The organism is Catenulispora pinisilvae (assembly GCF_015356865.1).
In the GTDB taxonomy this organism is placed as follows: domain Bacteria; phylum Actinomycetota; class Actinomycetes; order Streptomycetales; family Catenulisporaceae; genus Catenulispora; species Catenulispora pinisilvae.
This window is the reverse complement of the sequence record NZ_JAAFZA010000100.1, coordinates 15,111-35,582: the sequence shown is the minus strand read 5'-3', so window position 1 is coordinate 35,582 and position 20,472 is coordinate 15,111. Positions and strand designations below refer to the sequence as shown.

The following is a 20,472-nucleotide window of genomic DNA, read 5'->3' as shown; positions in this document are numbered from 1 at the left end:
TACCCACCCCTGATGTCCCCATGCCCCTATAGACGCTCGTGACCACACCGACGTTGCACGCCGATCGAGGTGAGCGCCGACTTGTTATCGAAGCCGACACGCCGCCGGTACCGCCACGCCAACTACTAGATTGCCTGTCAAATAGCGGCTACTCTACGCGCCATGGGAGCTGCGGCGGACTACGACGTGCTGGTCATCGGCTCGGGCTTCGGCGGTTCGGTGACCGCGCTGCGGCTCACCGAGAAGGGGTACAAGGTCGGCGTACTGGAGGCCGGACGCCGGTTCGCCGACGGCGACTTCCCGAAGACCTCGTGGCGCCTGCGCTCCTTCCTGTGGGCCCCGAAGCTGGGCTGCAAGGGCATCCAACGCATCCACCGGCTCAAGGACGTCGTCGTGTTGGCCGGAGCGGGGGTGGGCGGCGGCTCGTTGGTCTACGCGAACACCCTCTACGAGCCCCTGGACCCGTTCTACAACGACCCGCACTGGCGCGACGTCGCCGACTGGCGCGGGGAACTGGCGCCGTTCTACGACCAGGCCAAGCGGATGCTGGGCGTGGTGCAGAACCCGACGATGACGCCGGCGGACGTGCAGATGAAGGCGGTCGCCGAGGAGATGGGCGTCGGCGACACGTTCCACCTGACCCCGGTCGGGGTGTTCTTCGGCGACCCTGACGCACAGCCGGGCACCAAGGTCTCAGACCCCTTCTTCGGCGGCGCCGGACCGGACCGCAATCCGTGTTTGCAGTGCGGCGCCTGTATGACCGGCTGTCGGCACAACGCCAAGAACACGCTCGTGAAGAACTACCTGTACCTGGCAGAGAAGCTGGGTGCCGAGGTGCATCCGCTGACCACGGTCGAAGGCGTCACTCCGCTGCCGGACGGCGGCGGGTACTCCGTGACCGTGGCCTCGACCGGCAAGTGGTTCGGCAAGAGCCTCCGCACACTGACCGCCGAGCACGTGGTCTTCAGCGCCGGCGCCCTGGGAACCCAGCGCCTACTGCACAAGCTGGCTGCCGACGGCTCACTGCCGTCGCTGTCGCCGCGCCTGGGCGAGCTGACCCGCACCAACTCCGAGTCGCTGCTCGGCGCGATGGCCAAGAAGCCACGGCAGTACGACTTCACGGAAGGGGTGGCCATCACCTCCTCCTTCCACCCCGACGACCACACGCACATCGAGCCGGTGCGCTACGGCCGGGGCAGCGGCGCCATGGGGCTGCTGAAGACCGGCCTGACCGACGGCGAGGGCCGCACCCCACGCTGGATCAAACTGCTCGGCATCGGCGCCAAGCACCCCTCCTGGGTCCCGCGCATGCTGCCCAGCCGGAAGTTCGCGGAGCGGTCGATCATCCTGCTGGTGATGCAGGCCCTCGACAACTCGCTGACCGTCTCCCGCAAGCGGGGCGTCTTCGGCAAGCACAAGCTCACCACCCGCCAGGGCCACGGCCAGCCGAACCCGACCTGGATCCCGGCCGGCAACGAGGCGGTGACCCGCACCGCGCACCGTATCAACGGCATCCCCGGCGGCACCGTGGGCGACCTGTTCAACATCCCCATGACCGCGCACATCATCGGCGGCTGCGTCATCGGCCGGGACCGCGACCACGGAGTCGTGGACCCGTACCACCGCGTGTTCGGGCACCCGGGCCTGTACGTCGCGGACGGGTCGACGGTGTCGGCGAACCTCGGCGTGAACCCCTCGCTGACGATTACGGCGATGGCCGAGCGTGCGGCGGCGTTCTGGCCGAACAAGGGAGAGAAGGACACGCGGCCCGTACTCGGGGATCCCTATAAGCGGATTCCTTACGTACGGCCGAAGCAGCCGGCGGTCCCGGAGGCGGCTCCGGGAGCCCTGCGGTTGCCGATCGTCGAGATCCGGTAGATCCGGTAGCGGCGCGTGCCTCGACGGCGGGCTCGGAACCACCGGGCGGCCGCCGCCGCGGCGCCGAGGTGATCCCGCCGATCCCGTAAGGTCTCCTGCGTGGCGCGCCTCCCCGACCGACGAAGACTCACCTTGCTGCTCGGCGTCTTCGCCGGCGTCGCCCTGGCCGCCTACCTCGTGATCCGCACGCTGGCCCACCCGACGATGATCGACATGGTCGTCTACCGGGCCGAAGGCAGCGCGGTCCTACACGGCCAAGACCTCTACAGCCCGGCGGTCGGCGTCAACACCGCCGGGGGTAACCAGCTACCCGCGACCTACCCGCCCTTCGCAGCGATGCTCTTCGCGGCCATCAGCTGGATCCCGGTCGGCGTGCTGAAGGTCCTGGTGACCGCCGCCAACATCGTGTTGCTCGCGACCGTCGTGCACCTGGCGGCGAAGCTCATCGGCGGCTGGCTGGACCGGCCGACGTTCGCCGAGCGGTGGGCGCTGATCGCCGCCGTCACCGGCCTGGCGCTGTGGTTCGAGCCGGTGTGGACCACGCTGCGCTACGGCCAGATCAACCTCGCGCTGTGCGCCCTGATCCTGTTCGACCTGACCCGACCGCCGACCAGCAAGTGGCCGCGCGGGCTCGGGATCGGGCTGGCCACCGGCATCAAGCTCACGCCGGGTGTCTTCATCCTGTGGTTCCTGTTGGCGGGGCGGCGGCGCGAGATGATCGTGTCGGCCGCGAGCGCGCTCGGGACCATGGCCGTCGGGTTCGCGGTACTCCCCCACGCCTCGGTGAAGTTCTGGCTGCACGAGATGTGGGACACCAGCAAGGTCGGCAAGACCTACATCACCGACAACCAGTCGCTGTCCGGGATGATCGCGCGGGTCACGCACATCGACGATCCCAAGGCGTTGTGGGCGGTCGCGGCGGTCATCGTGCTCGCCGTGGGCTTGTGGGCGGCGGTGCGGAACTCCAGGCGCGGCGACGACACGCTCGGCGCGCTCGCGTGCGCGGTCACCGGCCTGCTGATCTCGCCGATCAGCTGGTCCCACCACTGGGTGTGGGCCGTCCCGGTGGCGATGCTGCTGGCGGTGCGGGCGCCGAAGCTCGCGGTGGCGTGGAGCGCCGTGTTCCTGTCGTTCCTGATCTGGGCGGTCCCGCACAAGACGGCCGGCCCCTCCCCCGATCTGAACCCCCTGCAGATGCTGCTCAGTTCGCTCTATCCGTTGGCCGGGCTGGCGTTCCTGCTCTGGGCCTGGAGGGAGTCGACGCGGGCCCAGCCGGTCTCGGCCTCGTAGCGGCGCAGCATCTTGGCCGGGACGCCGCCGACCACGCAGTGGTCCGGGAACTCCCCGCGGACCACGCTGCCGGCCGCCACGACCACGTTGCGGCCCAGGACCGTGCCCGGCAGGATCACCGCGTTCGTGCCGATCCAGCAGCCCGGGCCGATGCGCACGGGGGCCTCGCTGGGCCACTGCTTGCCGATCGGGACGTCGGGGTCGTCGTAGCCGTGGTTCTGGTCGGTGATGTAGACGTTGGGGCCGGTGTAGACGTCGTCGCCGATGTCGATGGACCGGTGGCCGACCACGTGGCTGCCGCGGCCCAGCACCACGCCGGAGCCGATCCGCACCAGGGTGTCCGGGCCGAGGTCCAGGCCCGGGACGAAGCCGGCGGAGATCGTGACGTTGGCGCCGATGAGCACGTGCGCGCCGACGGAGATGTAGCGTTCCCCGAAAACCGTGCCGGGCGGGAAGGCCATCGTGGACCCCTCGCCGAAAGCGGCGAACCGGCGGGCGGTCGCCGAACCCGCGTGCACCTTCCCGGCCTTGGCCAGCCAGCCCCACAGGCCGGCGGCCAGCCGGTTGCCCAGCGCTGACACCATGGCGGCTACGGTACCCCCTGACCGTGATCTTCCGGACGCCGTCCGCGTAGGATAACTGTTCGATCACGGCCCGTGGGTGTTCAGACTTCGGGTACCGGCGCCGCCCCCGATGCCTCTATGGTTCCGTTGGATCGCAGAGGACGTCCGACATCGGGCATCCGACATCGAGCATCCGCACTCTGTGCCGGAAGCGACGACGGGGTCGCGTCGCGACGGCACTGCCGGGGAGGACGACAGACATGCACTCAGTGGGCGCCGTAGTGCTGGCGGCCATACCCTCGGCCGACAACATCCACGTCCCGACCCACTGGGACGCCGTCGGCCGCATCGCCCTGGCCTGGGCCCTGACCTTCGCCCTCGGCTTCGAGCGGCAGGTCCGCGGGGCGATGGCCGGAGACCGGACCTTCTCCCTGTTGGGAGCGGCCACCGCGCTGATCGGCGTGCTGGCCGGCAACGGCGCGAGCACGATCCTGGCCGGCGCGGTCACCGGCATCGGCTTCATCGGCGGCGGGCTGTGCTTCCGGCAGACCGTCCAGGAACACGAGGTGCTGCACGGCATCACGACCGCGGCGAGCATCTTCGCGTGCTCGGCGATCGGCGCGGCCTGCGGCCTGGGACTGGTCAAGGAGTCGATCGCGGCGACCGCGGCCACGCTGCTCACCCTGGAGCTGCGCCACATCCCGCTGCTGCGCACGCTCGACGCGCGCCGCTGGCAGGGGCTGGTGCACCACGACGAGCACGTGCACTCGCACTTCTTCAAGCACTCGACGCGGGTCCCGCACCAGGGCGGCGGCAACCCGGCCGAGATGATGGTGGCGACCCCGGACACCGCGGACACCGACGCCGTGGTGCTGGTCAACCCGATCATCGCCGCGCGGCAGGCGGCCGCGGCCACGGCGGCGACGGTCGCTCCGGTCGTGCCGGACGTACCGGTCGTGACCGATGCGCTGCCGGCGGACGGCGGCGTGGCCGCGGCGCCGGCCGGGAAGCAGTGAGCCGACGGGAAGCAGTGGGCCAACCAGGGTTCTGACAAAACAGAGCCGAGAAGGCGGAGCGGGGCCGGACGACCTGAGTCGTCCGGCCCCGTTTGTCCATAACGCCAAATCTCAATCCGGATCGCGAACTATCAGAGGTTGATGCACAGGACCGGGCCGAGCAGGTCGATCTCGCACCACGGCCACCAAGCCGGGTGGTGGGCCGCTATCGGGGCGCTCATCGGCACGGTGGCCGTGTGCGTGACGACGGCAGCAGGCGCGGCGGTGGCGGCCGAGGCCGACGTGGCCGCCACGGCCCCGGCGCCGACGAGCAGCGCGGTGGCACTCGCGGTCGCGGTGAGCTTGAAGATACGAGACTTCATGGTCGTACTCCTCCTCCTACGGCCCGCGATGCGCGGGACCCTCCAGTAGGTTCCGCAAGATCGTTCCGGAGCGCGAACGCTTCTGCGCTGTTCGGTTGATCACCTCCGCGCGCCGGCCGCGCCGCAGGGCTTTCCCCCGACCTCCGCACATGGCCCTTGACCTGGGGCTTTGGACAATATCCTGATCACTCGTGTTACCCTCTACCTCGCCGGTGCGTAGAAGATGTCCCCGGGCCTCAATTTACGCCGTCGCGGAATACCGTTCGGCTGGAGCCGCGGCGAGCTTTCCGCCGCGAGGCGACACGCGCACCGGCGCTAAACCTTTTCACTTCTGGAATGATGGTCACCACCATCGCAGTGTTCCCTTCCATTCCAGGAGCAGATCGCAGTGCATGACCGCAAGCCTGTCGAGTGCTGGATGACCGATATGGACGGCGTCCTGATCCGCGAGGGGCACCTGATCCCCGGCGCGGACGAGTTCATCCGCCGGCTGCGGAGCAAGGACCGGCCGTTCCTGGTCCTCACCAACAACTCGATCTACACCCCGCACGACCTGTCGGCCCGCCTGACCAATCTGGGCATCCCGCTGCCCGAGGAGCACATCTGGACCTCGGCGCTGGCCACCGCGCAGTTCCTGGACGACCAGCGGCCGGGCGGGACCGCTTACGTCATAGGGGAAGCCGGACTCACCACGGCGTTGTACGACGTCGGATACACCCTGTCCGAGGCGGACCCGGACTACGTGGTCCTGGGCGAGACCCGGGCCTACAGCATCGACGCCATCACCCGCGCCATCCGCCTGGTGACCAACGGCGCCCGCTTCATCGCCACCAACCCCGACGCCACCGGCCCGACACCGGAGGGCCCGCAGCCGGCCTGCGGCGCGGTTGCGGCGCTCATCACAAAGGCGACCGGTGTGGAGCCCTACTTCGTGGGTAAGCCGAACCCACTGATGATGCGCGAGGGTCTGAACAAGATCCAGGCGCATTCGGAAGTGACCGCGATGATCGGTGACCGGATGGACACCGACGTGCTGTGCGGCATCGAGGCGGGGCTGGAGACCTTCCTGGTGCTGTCCGGCGTGACCCAGGCCGAGGAGATCGACCGGTTCCCGTTCCGGCCCTCCCGGATCGTGAAGTCGATCGCCGACCTGGTCGACGTGGTCTGAGTCAGAGCAAGGGTCGGAACGGTGCACACCTTCGTTCCCGCCGCGCGTCGGCCGGAAGACAGTGGTTTGACAATGTATGAGAACAGCAGGGGCGGTGCCGGCCGGGGGCCGGCCGGATCCATGAGCGGCACGCCGGTCTTCGACGCCTTGGTCGTCGAGTTCCGGGCCAACTTCAGATCGGTGCCCGGGGAGCCTTGGTCGCCGCCGCAGGCACCGCGGTTCGCCGAGTTGTCGGTGACTTCGGACCGGTTCGGGCTGCCGGCGGGGCCCAGCGGGCTTTAGCGGGCTACTGCCACCCGGTCCAGGACGAGGACGGCAGGACCATATCGGCACCTGCCCAGGATGGCCCGGCGCGGCCGCCGGGCCATCCGCTCGGCTACTCAGCCCCCTGTGTTACGCCTGCCCGAGTACTCGATGAACCACTCGATCAGCGCCGGATCGTCGACCGTCCCGAGGTTCACCGCCTTCGCCGGGTCGGCCCCGGTCAGCAGCCGCTTCACCGGGATCTCCAGGCGCTTGCCGGTGCGCGTGTGCGGGACGCCGGGGATCTCGATCAGCTCGTCGGGGACGTGGCGGGGCGTGAGCTCGGCGCGGATCGCCGCCGCCACGCGGGCCTTGAGGGCGTCGTCCAGAACCGCGTCCGGGGCCAGGTGGACGAACAGCGGCATCCAGTAGCCGCCGTCGGGGAGTTCCACGCCGATCACCAGTGATTCGCGGATCTCCGGCAGCTTCTCCACGACCTCGTAGATGTCCGCCGAGCCCATCCGGACGCCCTGCTTGTTCAGCGTCGAGTCCGACCGGCCGTGGATGATGACGCCGCCGCGTTCGGTGACGGTGCACCAGTCGCCGTGCCGCCAGACGCCGGGGTACACGTCGAAGTAGGCGTCGTGGTACTTGTGGCCGTCGGGGTCGTTCCAGAACTTCACCGGCATCGAGGGGGTCGGCGCGGTCAGGACCAGTTCGCCGACCTCGCCGATGTGCGGCTTGCCCTCGGTGTCCCAGGACTCCACGGCGCAGCCCAGGGCGCGGCACTGGATCTCGCCGGAGTAGACCGGCAGCAGCGGGTTGCCGGCGACGAAGGCAGTACAGACGTCGGTGCCGCCGGACAGCGAATTCAGCCAGATGTCGGAGCCGACCGCGTCGTAGACCCAGCGGAAGCCGGTCGGGGGCAGCGGGGAGCCGGTGGAGCCGATCGCGCGCAGGGCCGACAGGTCCAGGTCGCGGCCCGGATGCAGGTCCGCCTTCTGCGACGCCATCAGGTAGCCGGCGCTGGTGCCGAGCATCGTGGTGCGGGTCTGCTCGGCGAGCCGCCACAGGCCGGTGATGTCCGGGAAGGCCGGGCTGCCGTCGTAGAGGACGGCGGTCGCGCCGTGGAGCAGCGAGCCCAGGACGATGTTCCACATCATCCAGCTCGTGGAGGAGTACCAGAAGAAGCGGTCGCCCTCCTCGACGCCCATGTGGAAGGCGATCGCCTTGTAGTGCTCCAGGAGGATGCCGCCGTGGCCCTGGACGATGCCCTTCGGCAGGCCGGTGGTGCCGGAGGAGTAGAGGATCCAGAGCGGGTGGTCGAAGGGGACGGGTTCGAACTCCAGCTCAGGCTCAGGCGCTTGCTCAGTCGCTTGCGCACTCGCTGCCGACTGGCCGGCCACGGCCTCGGCCCAGCGGATGCTCTGCGCGCACGCCGGGCCCTCCGGGAACTGGTAGTCCACCCAGACGGTGTACTCGACCGACGGCAGGGCGTCGCGTGCGTCCATGCACTCGGCGCGGCGGTCGATGCGCTTGCCGCCGTAGCGGTAGCCGTCGACGCCGACGAACACCTTCGGCTCGATCTGTGCGAACCGGTCCAGGACGCCCTGCGCGCCGAAGTCCGGGCCACAGCCGGACCACACCGCGCCGACCGAGGCGGTGGCCAACTGCGCGACGATCGCGTGCGGGGTGTTGGGCAGGAAGGCCGCGACGGTGTCGCCGGGGCCGACGCCCCAGGCGCGGAACGTGGCGGCCAGACCGGCCACCTGGCGGCGCAGCTCGGCCCAGGAGACCTCGACCGGCTCGGCGCCCTCCTCGATGAACAGCAGGGCCGGGCGGTCGTCAGAGGCGGCGCGGAAGACGTGCTCGGCGAAGTTCAGGGTGGCGCCGGGGAACCATTGGGCGCCGGGCATGTGGGCGTCGGGGAGGACGGCTGTGTAGGGGGTCGTGGCTTTGACGTCGAAGTACCGCCAGAGGCTTTCCCAGAACTCCGCGGGATGCTCGACCGACCACTGCCAGGCGTCGGCGTAGGCCGGGAACGGGCCGACGCCCTGCTGCGGCAGCCAGTCCAGGTAGCGCTGGAGGGGCGAGCGCAGGCGCAGCCCCTCGGTCGGCGTCCAGAGCAGTTCCCCGAACGCGGCGGGCTGGTCTGCTGCTGGCTGGTCGGCTGCGGACATCGTCGTCCCCCAACTTCGCGGTGGCTGCGCGCTACCGGCTTGTGGCCGTGATCACGCCTGACAGCGTCAGATTAGCCGCAGTGGAGGGCGGGCCGTCAGTGCCCGCGGGCAGTGTCCCGCGTCACCCTGCGCGGGTGGCCCGGATCGCCCTGCTCAGCTGTCCCGGGCAGCTCCCGGACAGCTCTGCTCAGCGGCCCTCGCCGGGCTCCAGGAAGGACTCCTGGCACCCGACGCCCTCGGGCAGCGGAGGCAGCTCGATCCACTTCTCGGCCCAGTCGGCCAGCTGCTGGAACGCCGGTTCCAGCTCGGCGCCCTTCTGGGTGAGGTGGTACTCGACGCGCACCGGCGTGTCGGGGATGACGATGCGCTCGACGATACCGGCCTGTTCGAACTCCTTCAGGCGTTCGGAGAGCAGGCGGTCGGACAGCTTGGGGACCGAGCAGGCGATGTCGGTGTAGCGGGTGGAGCCGGCGAGCATCGCCCGGAGGATCACTCCGGACCAGCGCCGCCCGATGATCTCCACCGCGGTGTGGAAGCGCGGGCAGAAGGAACTCAGGTGCTGCTCCTCCTGCTGCGTCGCGATGTTCTCTGCCATGACCCAAGCTTACCTTCCGTAGGCGACTTGACAACCGTAAGAGCGTCGCCTACCTTCATCCTTACGAAAGGTAACTCGCTCACACAGTGTTACTGACGAATCATTGAGCACCACCCGTGAGGCGGCCCCACAAACCGCGTCACCGCACGTCAGAACCCCAGAACCCCCCAGAACCCGGGAGCTCAGAAGTGACCACCAAGATCCTCGCCTTCTCCGGCGCCCTGCGTAAGGCGTCCACCAACACCGCCCTGGTCCGCGCGGCCAAGCAGCTGGCGCCCGAGGGCGTCGAGATCGAGATCTACGAGGGCATCGGCAACCTGCCGTTCTTCGACCAGGACCTGGAAGGCGACGTCCCGGCCCCGGTGGCCGAGCTGCGCGCGAAGATCGCCGCCGCCGACGGCGTCCTGATCGCCAGCCCCGAGTACAACTACTCGATCCCCGGCGTCCTGAAGAACGCCCTGGACTGGGCCTCCCGCCCCTACGGCGAGTCGGTCCTGACCGGCAAGCCGGTCGCCATCATGGGCGCCTCCGGCAGCGGCTTCGGCACCGTCCGCGCCCAGAACCACCTGCGCGACGTCTTCCACTGGCTGGACGCCAAGGCGGTCACCAAGCCCGAGGTGCACGTCGGCAACAACTGGGAGCGCTTCGACGGCGAGGGCAACCTGGTCGACGAGACCTCGCGGAACCTGGTCGCGGGCTTGATCGCGGCCCTGGTGGTGCTGATCGAGGAGACTCAGAAGGCTAAGGCGAACGCCTGAGGCCGTTGCGGCTGAGGTGAGCTGAGCTGAGGCTATTCAGGCTGAGGTTTTGAGGTGGGGCCCCGTCGCCGATGCGACGGGGCCGCTTTTTTGTGCGGTCACGAGAGGGTCGAGGGCTGCGGAGTCCTGGCCGGAGCCAGATGGTCCCCGCTCTCGTCCGGAACACGGAACCAGGCCAGGCAGTCGGCGAGGCGCGCGGCCACCCAGGGGTCGTCCCTGAGCACGTCCGGCAACGTCGTCTCGGCGTCGATCACAGCATCCGCCAACTGCCCCGCGGTAAGGCCGACCACGCCGCTGAGATCGGTCTCGGTGAGGTGCGCGCCGGTCAGGACGGTGCCGGCCATCCTGGCCTCGCTCAGATATGCCCTGGTGAGCGTCGCATCGGTCAGGTTCGCATTGTGGAGGAAGGCGCCACCGAGATCCGCGTCACTGAGAATGGTCAAACTCAGGTCCAGCCCCCGCAGGTCCGCGTCACGCAAGTCGGCGCCGGGCAGGAAGACCCTGGTCAGATTCGGCGGCGAAGTGAACTCGAAGGCGCGCAGCATCAGGCCTGAGAGATCGGTCGCCCGCAGATCTGGGCGGTTCGGTTCCGGGCGGTGGGGACGGCGGGCCAGCACGGTCAAGACGGCGTCGATGTCGGCCGCCGGTTCTGGCAGACGTGTCCCGCTGTTCGCTGCCGCCGACGGCCCCGTGAGTACCGCACGCGGATGTCGTGGTGCCCGGGCCCGAACGAAGGCGCAGAGCACCTCCAGCACCGTTCCGTGCTCGCGCGCCGACTCGGCCATGATGTGTTCGAGCGCGTAGATCCCGCCGAGCCGCTCCGCCAACTCCTTCGACGCCAGGTGCCCGATCGCCACGCTGAAGCGGTCGGTGACTTGGCCGCGCCGCGAGAGGTAGTAGGTGCGGGCCGTGAACGCCAGGCCGCCGAGGCCCGCGACGCCGACGAGGGCGGCGAGCAGGGTCTGGCGTACCGCGTTGAGCGCGTCTGCTTGGTCCTTGCCCGACAGGCGCCGCACGCTGCCGCCGGCGATCAGCCACGTCAGCGGGCCCACGACCAGCCCCAGCAGCGTGAGCGCGCCGAGCGCGCCGCAGATCACCAACCCGATCCGGAACATTTGCCGGCGCCGCTGGTCACGAAGCGCACGACGGAGCGTTCGCGACGGATTCATCCCCCTGTTTTTCCCCCTCATGGCGGCTATCTCAGCACCCGAGCTCAGGGCCGCGCAAAGAAGCCTTAGGGCCGCACCTGGATCAACGCATACTCGCCGCTGGTCCGCCATGCGGTGCGGGTGCCGGTGCCGGTGCCGGTGGCGTCGGCATTGGCGTTGGCATCAAGCCGGGCGACGGTCTGCGAGGTGAGGCCGACGGCGACGTCTGACTTCAGGGTGCGCAGCGCCGCCACGGGAGACGGGAAGTACGCGGTCAGCTCCGCGAACTGCGTGGTGGGCGGCCAGGCGCGGTCGCCGACGAGGCGGCGGTAGTTCAGGTCGCCTTTGACAACGGTCAGCGTCGCGCGCGCCAGGTCGGCGGCGAGGTCGGCAGGCAGGTGGCGGAACGAGAGGGGCGCGCACCAGAACGCGTGGGTGCGGAGGCTGATCGTGCCGTCGGCCAACGCGGCCCAGAGGCGCTGCCCGGTCTTGGCGGCGGCGCCGGGGGCGAGGGTGATGCGGCGCAGGACGTCGAGGACATCGGCGCCGGTCGCGTCGGAGACGTAGTACGGCTGGGGCTTGACGTGCATCACGACACGAGCGGCGGCGCCGGTGGCGAGCAGGTGGTCGACGAGGATCAGGTCGGCTAGGAATTCGCGGCCGGAGTTGTCGGTGACCAGGTGGACGACCGGGTCTTCGGCGGCGTCCAGGATGGACCAGATCAGCGCACTGTCATCGGCGACGAGGTCGGTCGCCGGGCCCTCCGTCGCGGCCGTGATACGGAACCCGAGGTCGGCACGGTTGCCCCACAGCGCCGCAAGCAACAGCGCACGCCGCTGCCCCACGGGACCCAGGCCCGCCACGTCGTCGAGCGCGGCCAGCTCCGCCTCGACCGCGGACGTGCCCAGCTCACCCCGCTTCGCCGGCCCGAACAGATCGATCCCCCGCCACACCCCAGGCCGGAAGTACCCAACCGCCTCCAGCAGCCGCCGATAGAAGAACGACTCCGCCCACAAGAACGGCGCACTCAGCCACGACCCGCCGTACCACCCGCGATCCCACTCCTCCCACAACGCGTAGTCGTGGGCATCGGCCGGCAGCCGCTGAATCGTGCCGGAGATCGTCTCCGCCAGGAGCGCGTCCAGGTTCTCCCGAGCCTCAGCCGGATACGGGAACGCGCCCTGGATCTGCTTGATCAGCACCGGATGCCGCTTGTTCCACACGCTCCAGGCGAAGGAGTCGGGCTGGTCGGAAACGATCGCGTCGGCAACATTCGTCACCAGGTCACCCTATGCGGGAAGCGGTCGCCAGACGCCTTACAGCGCCCGATGACCGCCTTGCCCGAACCACCACGATCAGGCCGTCGAGGCCTGAGACACCTGATGCGGCCCGCCGGAGAGATTCCCAAAGCGGGCCGCACTTACAATCATATGCCGCGGTAGGCCTTAAAACGGCATTTGGAACTCATGGTTGAAAACGCCCAATTCGAAGGCCTCCCATTCCCCCCGGTCGAACACCAGCACCGGCCCCTCGGGCTGCCGACTGTTCCGCACGTGGGCCACGACGCCGCCGTCCCCGTCGACAAAGAGCACCTCGACGCAGCTCGGCCCGTTGTTGCTGAAACTACTTTTCTTCCAGCCGTCGCACTGTGGGCTCATCGCCCGTCTCCTCCCGTTTGGTCCCCCGCGCCACCAAGCCGTTTCCCGGTTCGGCGGCCCGCCGCGGTTTTCCGCGCATAGGAGGTTTTCCACGGGATATTGCCGGCCGGTTGGGGATCGTTTGACGGCCGCCTTGTGAGCATCTGTGTCATTTGATGCAATCGGCCACATCGCGGGCTCGTGACGGGTTCAGCAGGAGATGGGCCGCAACGGCTGGGCATCAGCGGGATTCGCACTCATGTGCGATATCCAGCTGTCGGGATCGAAACTTGACGCCTGCACCCCGCTCGCCCTCGAGTCGACAACCGTTATCCGAATCAGGGGGACGACATTACTTACGGGCTGCTGCGCGCGGTCCTCGTGCACGCGAACCAGCGCCACGCTAGGCCGCTGGACAGACGTAGCGCCGTAGGTGACCGTTGCGACCGGCGCGCTCATAACGGTAATCACAGCTGCAAATGAAGCTGTCTGCCGAACGGTGGGGAGGTGCATTAGGCTCCAGTCAACTATCGATGTCAAGTCCTTGACCGACTCCAGCCAGCCCGGGAAGGAAGCAGGCGTCACCTAACGAGGGGAAGGTACGCCGGTGGACTCACCATTTTGTACATATTCGCGGCGTTACCCTGCACCGAATTTATCAGGGCCCTGTCTCGTCGAAAGCAAGGATGATGCAGAGTACAGGCCGGACAACGGCATCGCAACGGTAGGCTACCACCCGGCTCACCCTCGCTGCGCACGCGCGAGGCGCCGGCCAGCGATACCAACGCACCACCGCGAGACGTGTGAATCTGCTCACTGATTTACGAGAAGCACGCCGCGAACCGTTGTCCCATCACCAGAGCTCGGGTAGGTTCCATCGGTGGCCGCCCGGGAACAAAACGCGATGGAGCTGCTTTCGGGGTAGTAAGGCTGATCCACTTATTGCCGGACAACGGCGTCGGTACACCGGCGGTTCGGGCAAGCGGGGTGTTTGATGGCGCTACGGGTCAATGCGGCAGCACAACGGCGATCGAACGCGATCCAGTCGCAACTGCTGGCAGCCCGAGAAACCACAGGGCTATCGAGGGAGTCCCTGAGCGAGGTCCTGGAGGTCTCGAATCGCACGCTCCGGGACTGGGAACGGCGTTACGAGTCCCCGAGCTTCACCAACCTGCTCAGGTGGGCACACGAGCTGGGATTCCGTCTGGCAATCGTGGATCGGCAAGGCGGGCCGGAGCCGCCCTGCCCCACCCCGGAAGTCGGCGCGCCGTGGGAGGTCCAGGAGATCCGCAGACTGGCGCCGCCGTTGAAGTCCAGGCGGCTTGCCCGCAAGATCTCGCAGACAGACCTCGGTCTGATCATCGGTGTCAGCAGGTCGTCCCTGCAACGGTGGGAGGACGGCGAGCAATTGCCCCGGCTCATCGCGCTGATCGTCTGGGCCGATCGCCTGGATCTCACCGTCGAACTGCACCCGTTGGTCGAGCACGGCTGAATACCAACAGCACATCCCGCTCTCTAAATATACTGATACCCGCCGCCACCAGCCCGATCGCCACTACTGTCGGACTTCTTGGCGGAGAAGCATCGCTTGCAGCCAATTCCTCTAGAAACCGATCAAAACCCATGCCACCATGTGCACGGAGCAACGTTCTGCATTGCACTTGGGGGCACCTGTGCAGTACAAAATGCTCGGTCCAGTAGGCATACACGCCCGAGAACGTTTCCACCTGGCTGGTTCTCCTCGGGAACAGGCTGTACTCGCTGTCCTGCTGATGGAACGCTGCCGGGCGGTCGCGGCGCGGACCATCGCCGACCGGCTGTGGGACGGCGATCCACCGGACGGCTTCCGGAGCACGCTGGCGTCCTACGTCTCTCGCCTACGCAGACAGCTGAGCAGCGCCGACGAAGCGGCCGGGAAGATCACCGGCGGCCCGGCCGGATACCGCATCGACGTTCCGGTGGACGAAGTCGACGTGCACTGTTTCGACCGTCTGGTCGCGCAGGCGCAATCCCGCGCCGCCACCGATCCTCCAGCGGCCCGGAACCTGTTCCGGCAGGCCGAGGCGCTCTGGAGCGGAGAACCGCTCGCCGGCGTGGCCGGAGCCTGGGCCGCCACAGTCCGCAGGATCCTGACCGACAAACGCCGCACCGCCATCCTGCGCCGCGTCGAGCTGGACCTGCTCGCCGACGGCACCGCCGCCGAAGCAGTGGTGGAGTTGAGAGAGCTGGCCGGGGTGAACCACACCGACCAGCGCGTGGCCAGACTGCTGATGACCGCGCTGGACCGCGACGGGCGGAACACAGAGGCCCTGACGGTCTTCCGTGAACTGCGCGACCGGCTACACGACCAGACCGGAACCGAACCCGGCCAAGAACTGCGAGCGCTCCACCAACGGCTTCTCAACGGAACCGCTCGGACCCAGCCCGCACCGGCCACCGTCGACCGCCAAAGCTTGCAGTCCGGCATGGACACCCTGGATCCCGCCCCCGCCTACCTGGCCGGGCGGGAGTCCGATCTGTCGGACCTCATCGACGCGGTGACCACCGACCTGCGTACCGGCAAGCGGGCGGCGATCTTCTCCATCTCAGGGCTCCCCGGTTCCGGCAAGACGGCCCTCGCCCTGCACGCCGCCCACCAGCTGCGCTCCCGCTGTCCCGACGGAGCACTACAGATCAACCTGCACGCCCACGACCCCCACCTGCCGCCCCTGGACCCCCGCGAGGCGCTGACGCAACTCCTCGACGCCTTCGGCACCCCGTTCCGCGAACTCGGCCGCGCCGACACGCTCCCGGCCCTGGCAGCACTCTGGCGCCGGCGCACCAGCGGCCGTCGCCTGCTGCTCGTCCTCGACGACGCCCAAGGCCCCGCACAGATCGAACCCCTGATCCCGGCCACACCCGGCACCATCGCCCTGATCACCTCCAGGCGGCATCTGACCGGACCGCCCGGCCTGCGCCAGCACACGCTGGCGCCGCTTTCTGACGACGCCGCGGTGGCGATCCTGGCCGACATCACCGAGCGCGATCTCCCGCAGGACGACGATCTGGTCCGGTTCACCCGCGTCTGCGCCGGCCTGGCCCTGGCGATCACCCTGGCGGCCGGCCACCTGCGCAGCCGTCCGGCCTGGACCGTCGGCGACCTGGTGACCCGCTTCTCGATGACGTCGCGAGCCCTGGCGGACGACCCGCTGACCGGACCGATCCACACTGCGTTCGCGATGTCGTACCAGGCGTTGGAGGGCACGCTGCGCGACCTGCTCCGCTACATCGCGGCCCACCCAGGACCAGACATCGCGCCAGCCGCCGCCGCGGCCATGTCCAAAGCCTCGCAGGCCGACACCGACGTACGCCTGGACGCGCTGGTCGACCACCGGCTCCTGGACCACACCGGACCGCACCGCTATCGCCTCCACGACCTGCTCAGGCAGTTCTTGCTGGCCCACTCCGACGAGCAGCAGGCCGAAGACAGCCGCCAGGGTGTGGAACGGGCCATCACCTTCTACCGCGCCGCCGCCGCCCGCGCCGACCACGCCCAGAACCCGCGCCGGCGGGCCCTGGACTACCCCGCGGCCTCGGCGCCGGTGGACGGAGTCCCCCTCGACACTGCGGACCAGGCCCGCACCTGGCTTGACCACGAGCACCTCAATCTGGCGGCAATCACCACGTGGACCGGACAGCACGGAGGAACCGCCCAGACCGGGCTGCTCCCGCACGTACTCGTCCAGCACCTGGACCGCAGAGGACGTTCCCATCAGGCACTGGAGCTCATCGCACAGGCCTTGGGCGAACCCCCGGACACCGGACCAGACGCCGACAGCATCACCGCGCGCTTGCTCGCCGACCAGGCAGGCCTGTACTTCAGAACCGAGGAACTCGGTTCAGCACTGGAAAGCGCCCAAGCAGCACTGGCGATATGGAACACAAGCGCGGACCGCTATGGGCAGGCCGACACACACTTCCAGATGGGCCGCGTCCACTGGTACTCCGGGCACCTCGACCAAGCCGTCGCCGCCTACCGCACAGCCGCTGCCCTCTATGAAGGCCTCGGCGACCTCAGCCGGGTGGCAGCGACCGAGAACCTCTGGGCCATCGCCACCTACGTACGCGGACAGCACGACCAAGCGATCGCCCTCAGCAACCACGCCCTGGACCTCGCCCGCCACGAGAACGACCTGACCGTGATCGCCGACGTCCTCATCGATCTCGGCGAGATGCACCGGAAACTCGGCCGCGACACCCACGCCCTGGCCTGCTTCCACGAAGCCCGCACCCTGTCCGCGACCCTTGGAGACCCGCTGATCACCGCCGTGGTGGGCAACAATATAGGCGCCATCTACCAGCATGCCGGCAACCACCAGCAGGCGCTGGCTTCCTTCGACACGGCGCTCCAACTGCTCCGGGCGATCGGCGACCACCACACCGAGATCGACAGCCTGGTCTTCATGGCCGCCTCCCACACTCTCCTGGCCGACCACGACGCCGCGTTCGAAGCACTCCGAACCGCGGCGGCGCTCGCGGACAAGACCCACGACCAGCTCCAGCAATCCCAGGTCCGGCTGGCCGAAGGCGACGCTTACCGGGCGATCGGCGAGATCCTCCGGGCAATCGAGGCCTATCAGCGCGCCCTGGACCTCGCCCGAGACGCCCGAGCGCTCATGGAACAGGCCCAAGCCCACCGCGCGCTGAGCGAAGTCTTCACCGCCACCGGCGACACCGCCCTCGCTCACGAACACCGGCAATCGGCGCTGGCCATCGACTCACGACTCAGCTGACGCACGCGCAGGGAAAGGTCGCCATGGACCCGATACCGACCCCAGGTTTGACCACCACCGCGCGGAAGAAGTCGCCGGACAGCGCGGCCACTGAAGCTGCTTCGAACGGCTGGGATGCACTCAAGGCACTGCTTGCCCGGCACCACCGCGCCGTGTCCCCCGCAGCCGGCCACCGCTGGAGAAGCGGCCACGATGGCAGAGCAGTCGGCCTCCGCCGCGGCGCGGGACCACGCACTCGCCGAAGGCCTGTTCGCCTAGCGGCACTCGACCTCTGGCTCCGAGATCGTGACCGCCATCGTCACCCGGCCGGGCCGAACGCTTGGCGCAGGCCCGCCTGTTCACCAACACCGCCAGTACGTTCACCTGGCACCCGGCGCGGGAAGAGATAGTCAGAGTTCTGATTCGAGGCGCCGCGAACAGCGGCCGGAAGGGTGCGGACGCTGATGGGTTCGGTCGATCGGCGGGACGTCGGCGATGCCAGAGTGACCTCGCACCTGTCGGGAAACGCCGCGGACGTGGTGCAGGCCCGGGATATCTCGGGCGGTGTGCACTTCCACGGTGCCTCGCCCGCGATCGCGGTGCCGCACCTGCTGCGCGCCGACGTCGCCGGGTTCGTCAACCGCAGCCGGGAACTGGCGGCGCTGACCGTGGCCGGGGCCGCCGACAAGGGTGCGGGGCTGCGGCTGGCAGTGGTGGTCGGCACCGCCGGGGCGGGCAAGACGTCGCTGGTGATGCGGTTCGCCCACCAAGTGCGGGCCTCATTCCCGCACGGGGACTTGTTCGTGGATCTGCGGGGATACGATGCGGGCCCGCCAGTGGCGCCCACCGCGGCCCTCGAACGATTCCTGCGTGCGCTGGGCGTGCCGACCAGCGAGATACCAGAGGATTTGGAGGACCGCGCCGGTCTGTACCGGTCCCTGTTGGCCGGGCGGCGGATGCTGGTGGTGCTGGACAACGCCGCGACGGCCGGCCAGATACGGCCCCTGCTGCCGGGTGACGGCCAGCCGCTGGTGCTGGTGACCAGCCGCAGCCGACTGTCGGGGCTGACGGCCAGAGACGGTGCCCGGCGCGTCAGCGTGGGTTTGCTGGACCAGGCCACAGCCATCGCCCTGATAAGGACCGCGACCAGCGGCTACCGTACCTGCGACGACAGCGAGCAGATCGCCGAGCTGGCCGAGCTGTGCGCCCGGCTTCCGCTGGCGTTGCGGATCGCTGCGGAGCGCGCTGCGGCGCGACCGTTCATGGCGTTGGGCGAGTTGGTCGCGGAGCTGCGTTCGGGGCCCGGGCTGTGGCAGGCGTTGTCGGCGGATGACGATCAGGAGGCTGATGCGGTGCGCACTGTCTTCGCCTGGTCCTATCGGGCCCTGCCAGAAAGTGCGGCCAGGACGTTCCGGCTCTTGGGGCTGCATCCGGGACCGGAGTTCGGCACCGGTGCGGCCGCCGCACTGTTGGGCCTGCCGCGACAGCGGGCCCGGCTGATGCTGGACACCCTGGCCGGGGCGCATCTGCTGGAACAGACCGGCGCGGCCCGGTTTCAGTTCCACGACCTGCTGCGGGCCTTCGCGGCCGAAACCGCCGAGACCGACGAGCCCGAGGACGAACGCCGCCAAGCCTTTCGAAGACTGCACGAGTGGTACCTGCACAGCGCCCGCGCCGCCTCTTGCCTGGCCGAGAACTCGGCGACCGACGTTGTGGACGGACCGGCCGGCCCGGGCGTCGAGCCGGAGCGCTTCGGCGACTACCGTCAAGCTATTGACTGGTACGCCGCCGAGCACGCCAACCTTCGAGCCCTGATCCTCGCGCTGGAGCGGGCCGGAGACGGCGGCGCGGTGTATCGGCTCGCGGTGACCATCCAGCCACTGACCTTCACCTTCGGGTCGGCCGAGGAGCGCCTGTCGGCTGCCCTGGCCGCGCTGCGCGGCGCCCGCGCCACCGACGACCAGGCCGCGCAAGCCCGCGCATTACGAGACGTCGCGAGCAGCGAACGACTCGCCGACGACCTGGCATCCTCAGTGGCTCACTATCAGGAAGCCCTGGCAGCCTTCGAGGCCCTGAACGATCCCGCGGGCGCTGCCGACGGGGCCAACGGTCTGGGCTTGGTTCTCTTCGCCCGGCGTGACCTCGACGAGGCCCTACAGGTGTTCACCAACGCTGCCGAGCGGGCCCACGCTGCCGGCCAAGCCCGGTGGGCGGCGATCCTGAGGAGCAACGTCGCCCATGTCCTGGAATACCAAGGCCTGGCCGCCGCGGCCGTCCTGGCCGGCGAACAGGCCCTGGCTGAACTGGCGACCACCGGATACCGAGGCCCGGCGGTCCTGGAGGCCTACAGCGTGATCGCACAGGCCCACACCGACCTGGAGCGCTGGGACCGGGCGCAGACGACTCTGGACACCGCCGACCACATCATCGCCGCCGATGGGGCGGATCCCCTGTTGCAAGCCTTGTTGTTGATCGAACGAGCGGAATTGGCCCTTGCCATGGGGCGGCCGGCGGATGCCGAGGAATCGCTATGGCAGGCCCAGAACCTGGGACGTGCGCTTCGCCACCGGGACCAACAGGTACGGATGCTGTCGGCACTTGGACGTACGCTGCACGCTTTGAACCGGACAGAGCAAGCCGCCGACTTCCACCGGCAGGCCGTGGCATCAAGCCGCGGCCGACCCGACCGCTTCCGCCTCGCCGACGTGCTGTCGCATCTCGCGGACACCCTGGATGCCCTCGATCAGACCGACGAAGCGGCCGCCGCGCGTACCGAGGCCGCCGCGCTGCTCAGCGGATACCCGGATCCACGAGCAGCCGGCCTGCGCACCCGGCTGGCTGCCGGCGGCAAGGGTTCGCAGCCGTAAAGCGGAACAGCTCTCC

General features: G+C 69.0%; 16 protein-coding genes. 9 read left to right on the top strand and 7 right to left on the bottom strand.

What is annotated here, in order from left to right; all coding sequences use genetic code 11:
• The first annotated feature begins 162 nt into the window (after nt 1-162).
• Both IZR01_RS25660 and IZR01_RS25655 read left to right on the top strand, forming a co-directional pair.
• Nucleotides 163-1,878, top strand: a complete 1,716-nt coding sequence (locus IZR01_RS25660) for a GMC oxidoreductase (RefSeq protein WP_194925338.1) — start codon at nt 163-165, stop codon at nt 1,876-1,878.
• Nucleotides 1,879-1,977: 99 nt separating this feature from the next.
• A complete protein-coding gene (locus tag IZR01_RS25655) occupies nt 1,978-3,168 on the top strand; it encodes a glycosyltransferase 87 family protein (protein ID WP_194925337.1) in 1,191 nt (396 codons plus the stop codon).
• Here IZR01_RS25655 and IZR01_RS25650 read toward each other — a convergent pair.
• Nucleotides 3,090-3,752: an acyltransferase gene (locus IZR01_RS25650; protein WP_194925336.1), complete on the bottom strand. Its 663-nt coding sequence runs from the start codon at nt 3,750-3,752 to the stop codon at nt 3,090-3,092. The genes IZR01_RS25655 and IZR01_RS25650 overlap by 79 nt on opposite strands.
• 239 nt (nt 3,753-3,991) lie before the next feature.
• Here IZR01_RS25650 and IZR01_RS25645 point away from each other — a divergent pair, with 239 nt between their 5' ends.
• Entirely contained in the window at nt 3,992-4,747 is a 756-nt protein-coding gene (locus IZR01_RS25645; protein ID WP_194892272.1) for an MgtC/SapB family protein, read from the top strand.
• 131 nt (nt 4,748-4,878) lie between these two features.
• On the opposite strand, the gene IZR01_RS25640 is transcribed toward IZR01_RS25645, so the two are convergent.
• Entirely contained in the window at nt 4,879-5,109 is a 231-nt protein-coding gene (locus IZR01_RS25640) for a hypothetical protein (protein ID WP_194925335.1), read from the bottom strand.
• A 388-nt stretch (nt 5,110-5,497) separates the two neighbouring features.
• Here IZR01_RS25640 and IZR01_RS25635 point away from each other — a divergent pair, with 388 nt between their 5' ends.
• Together IZR01_RS25635 and IZR01_RS25630 are read left to right on the top strand one after the other, a co-directional pair.
• Nucleotides 5,498-6,277 carry an HAD-IIA family hydrolase gene (locus IZR01_RS25635; protein ID WP_194892270.1) on the top strand — a complete coding sequence of 260 codons (780 nt, stop codon included), beginning with the start codon at nt 5,498-5,500 and terminating at the stop codon, nt 6,275-6,277.
• A 120-nt stretch (nt 6,278-6,397) separates the two neighbouring features.
• Nucleotides 6,398-6,559, top strand: coding sequence for a hypothetical protein (locus IZR01_RS25630; RefSeq protein ID WP_194892269.1), 162 nt, complete (start codon nt 6,398-6,400; stop codon nt 6,557-6,559).
• A 98-nt stretch (nt 6,560-6,657) separates the two neighbouring features.
• Here the strand turns inward: IZR01_RS25630 and IZR01_RS25625 are convergent, their stop codons facing one another.
• Both IZR01_RS25625 and IZR01_RS25620 read right to left on the bottom strand, forming a co-directional pair.
• A complete protein-coding gene (locus IZR01_RS25625) occupies nt 6,658-8,700 on the bottom strand; it encodes an acetoacetate--CoA ligase (protein WP_194925334.1) in 2,043 nt (680 codons plus the stop codon).
• 187 nt (nt 8,701-8,887) lie between these two features.
• Nucleotides 8,888-9,295: a winged helix-turn-helix transcriptional regulator gene (locus tag IZR01_RS25620; protein WP_194892267.1), complete on the bottom strand. Its 408-nt coding sequence runs from the start codon at nt 9,293-9,295 to the stop codon at nt 8,888-8,890.
• Nucleotides 9,296-9,483: 188 nt separating this feature from the next.
• Here IZR01_RS25620 and IZR01_RS25615 point away from each other — a divergent pair, with 188 nt between their 5' ends.
• Nucleotides 9,484-10,053, top strand: a complete 570-nt coding sequence (locus tag IZR01_RS25615; protein ID WP_194892266.1) for an NADPH-dependent FMN reductase — start codon at nt 9,484-9,486, stop codon at nt 10,051-10,053.
• Nucleotides 10,054-10,151: 98 nt separating this feature from the next.
• Here IZR01_RS25615 and IZR01_RS25610 read toward each other — a convergent pair whose 3' ends face one another.
• From IZR01_RS25610 to IZR01_RS25600, 3 genes are all read right to left on the bottom strand, one after another.
• On the bottom strand, nt 10,152-11,168 hold the full coding sequence (locus IZR01_RS25610) for a pentapeptide repeat-containing protein (protein WP_194925333.1): 1,017 nt from the start codon (nt 11,166-11,168) through the stop codon (nt 10,152-10,154).
• Between the two features lie 119 nt (nt 11,169-11,287).
• Nucleotides 11,288-12,481: a damage-control phosphatase ARMT1 family protein gene (locus tag IZR01_RS25605; RefSeq protein WP_194925332.1), complete on the bottom strand. Its 1,194-nt coding sequence runs from the start codon at nt 12,479-12,481 to the stop codon at nt 11,288-11,290.
• 165 nt (nt 12,482-12,646) lie between these two features.
• Entirely contained in the window at nt 12,647-12,859 is a 213-nt protein-coding gene (locus IZR01_RS25600; protein ID WP_194892263.1) for a DUF397 domain-containing protein, read from the bottom strand.
• Between the two features lie 973 nt (nt 12,860-13,832).
• Between IZR01_RS25600 and IZR01_RS25595 the strand changes: the two genes are divergently transcribed.
• The 3 genes from IZR01_RS25595 to IZR01_RS50960 all read left to right on the top strand — a co-directional run bounded on the left by IZR01_RS25595 (nt 13,833) and on the right by IZR01_RS50960 (nt 20,456).
• Nucleotides 13,833-14,330, top strand: a complete 498-nt coding sequence (locus tag IZR01_RS25595) for a helix-turn-helix transcriptional regulator (protein ID WP_194925331.1) — start codon at nt 13,833-13,835, stop codon at nt 14,328-14,330.
• A 139-nt stretch (nt 14,331-14,469) separates the two neighbouring features.
• Nucleotides 14,470-17,610, top strand: a complete 3,141-nt coding sequence (locus IZR01_RS25590; protein ID WP_323747094.1) for an AfsR/SARP family transcriptional regulator — start codon at nt 14,470-14,472, stop codon at nt 17,608-17,610.
• Nucleotides 17,611-18,053: 443 nt separating this feature from the next.
• The gene (locus tag IZR01_RS50960) at nt 18,054-20,456 is read left to right on the top strand and encodes an ATP-binding protein (RefSeq protein WP_228554002.1); all 2,403 of its coding nucleotides are present in this window, start codon (nt 18,054-18,056) and stop codon (nt 20,454-20,456) included.
• The last annotated feature ends 16 nt before the right edge of the window (nt 20,457-20,472 follow it).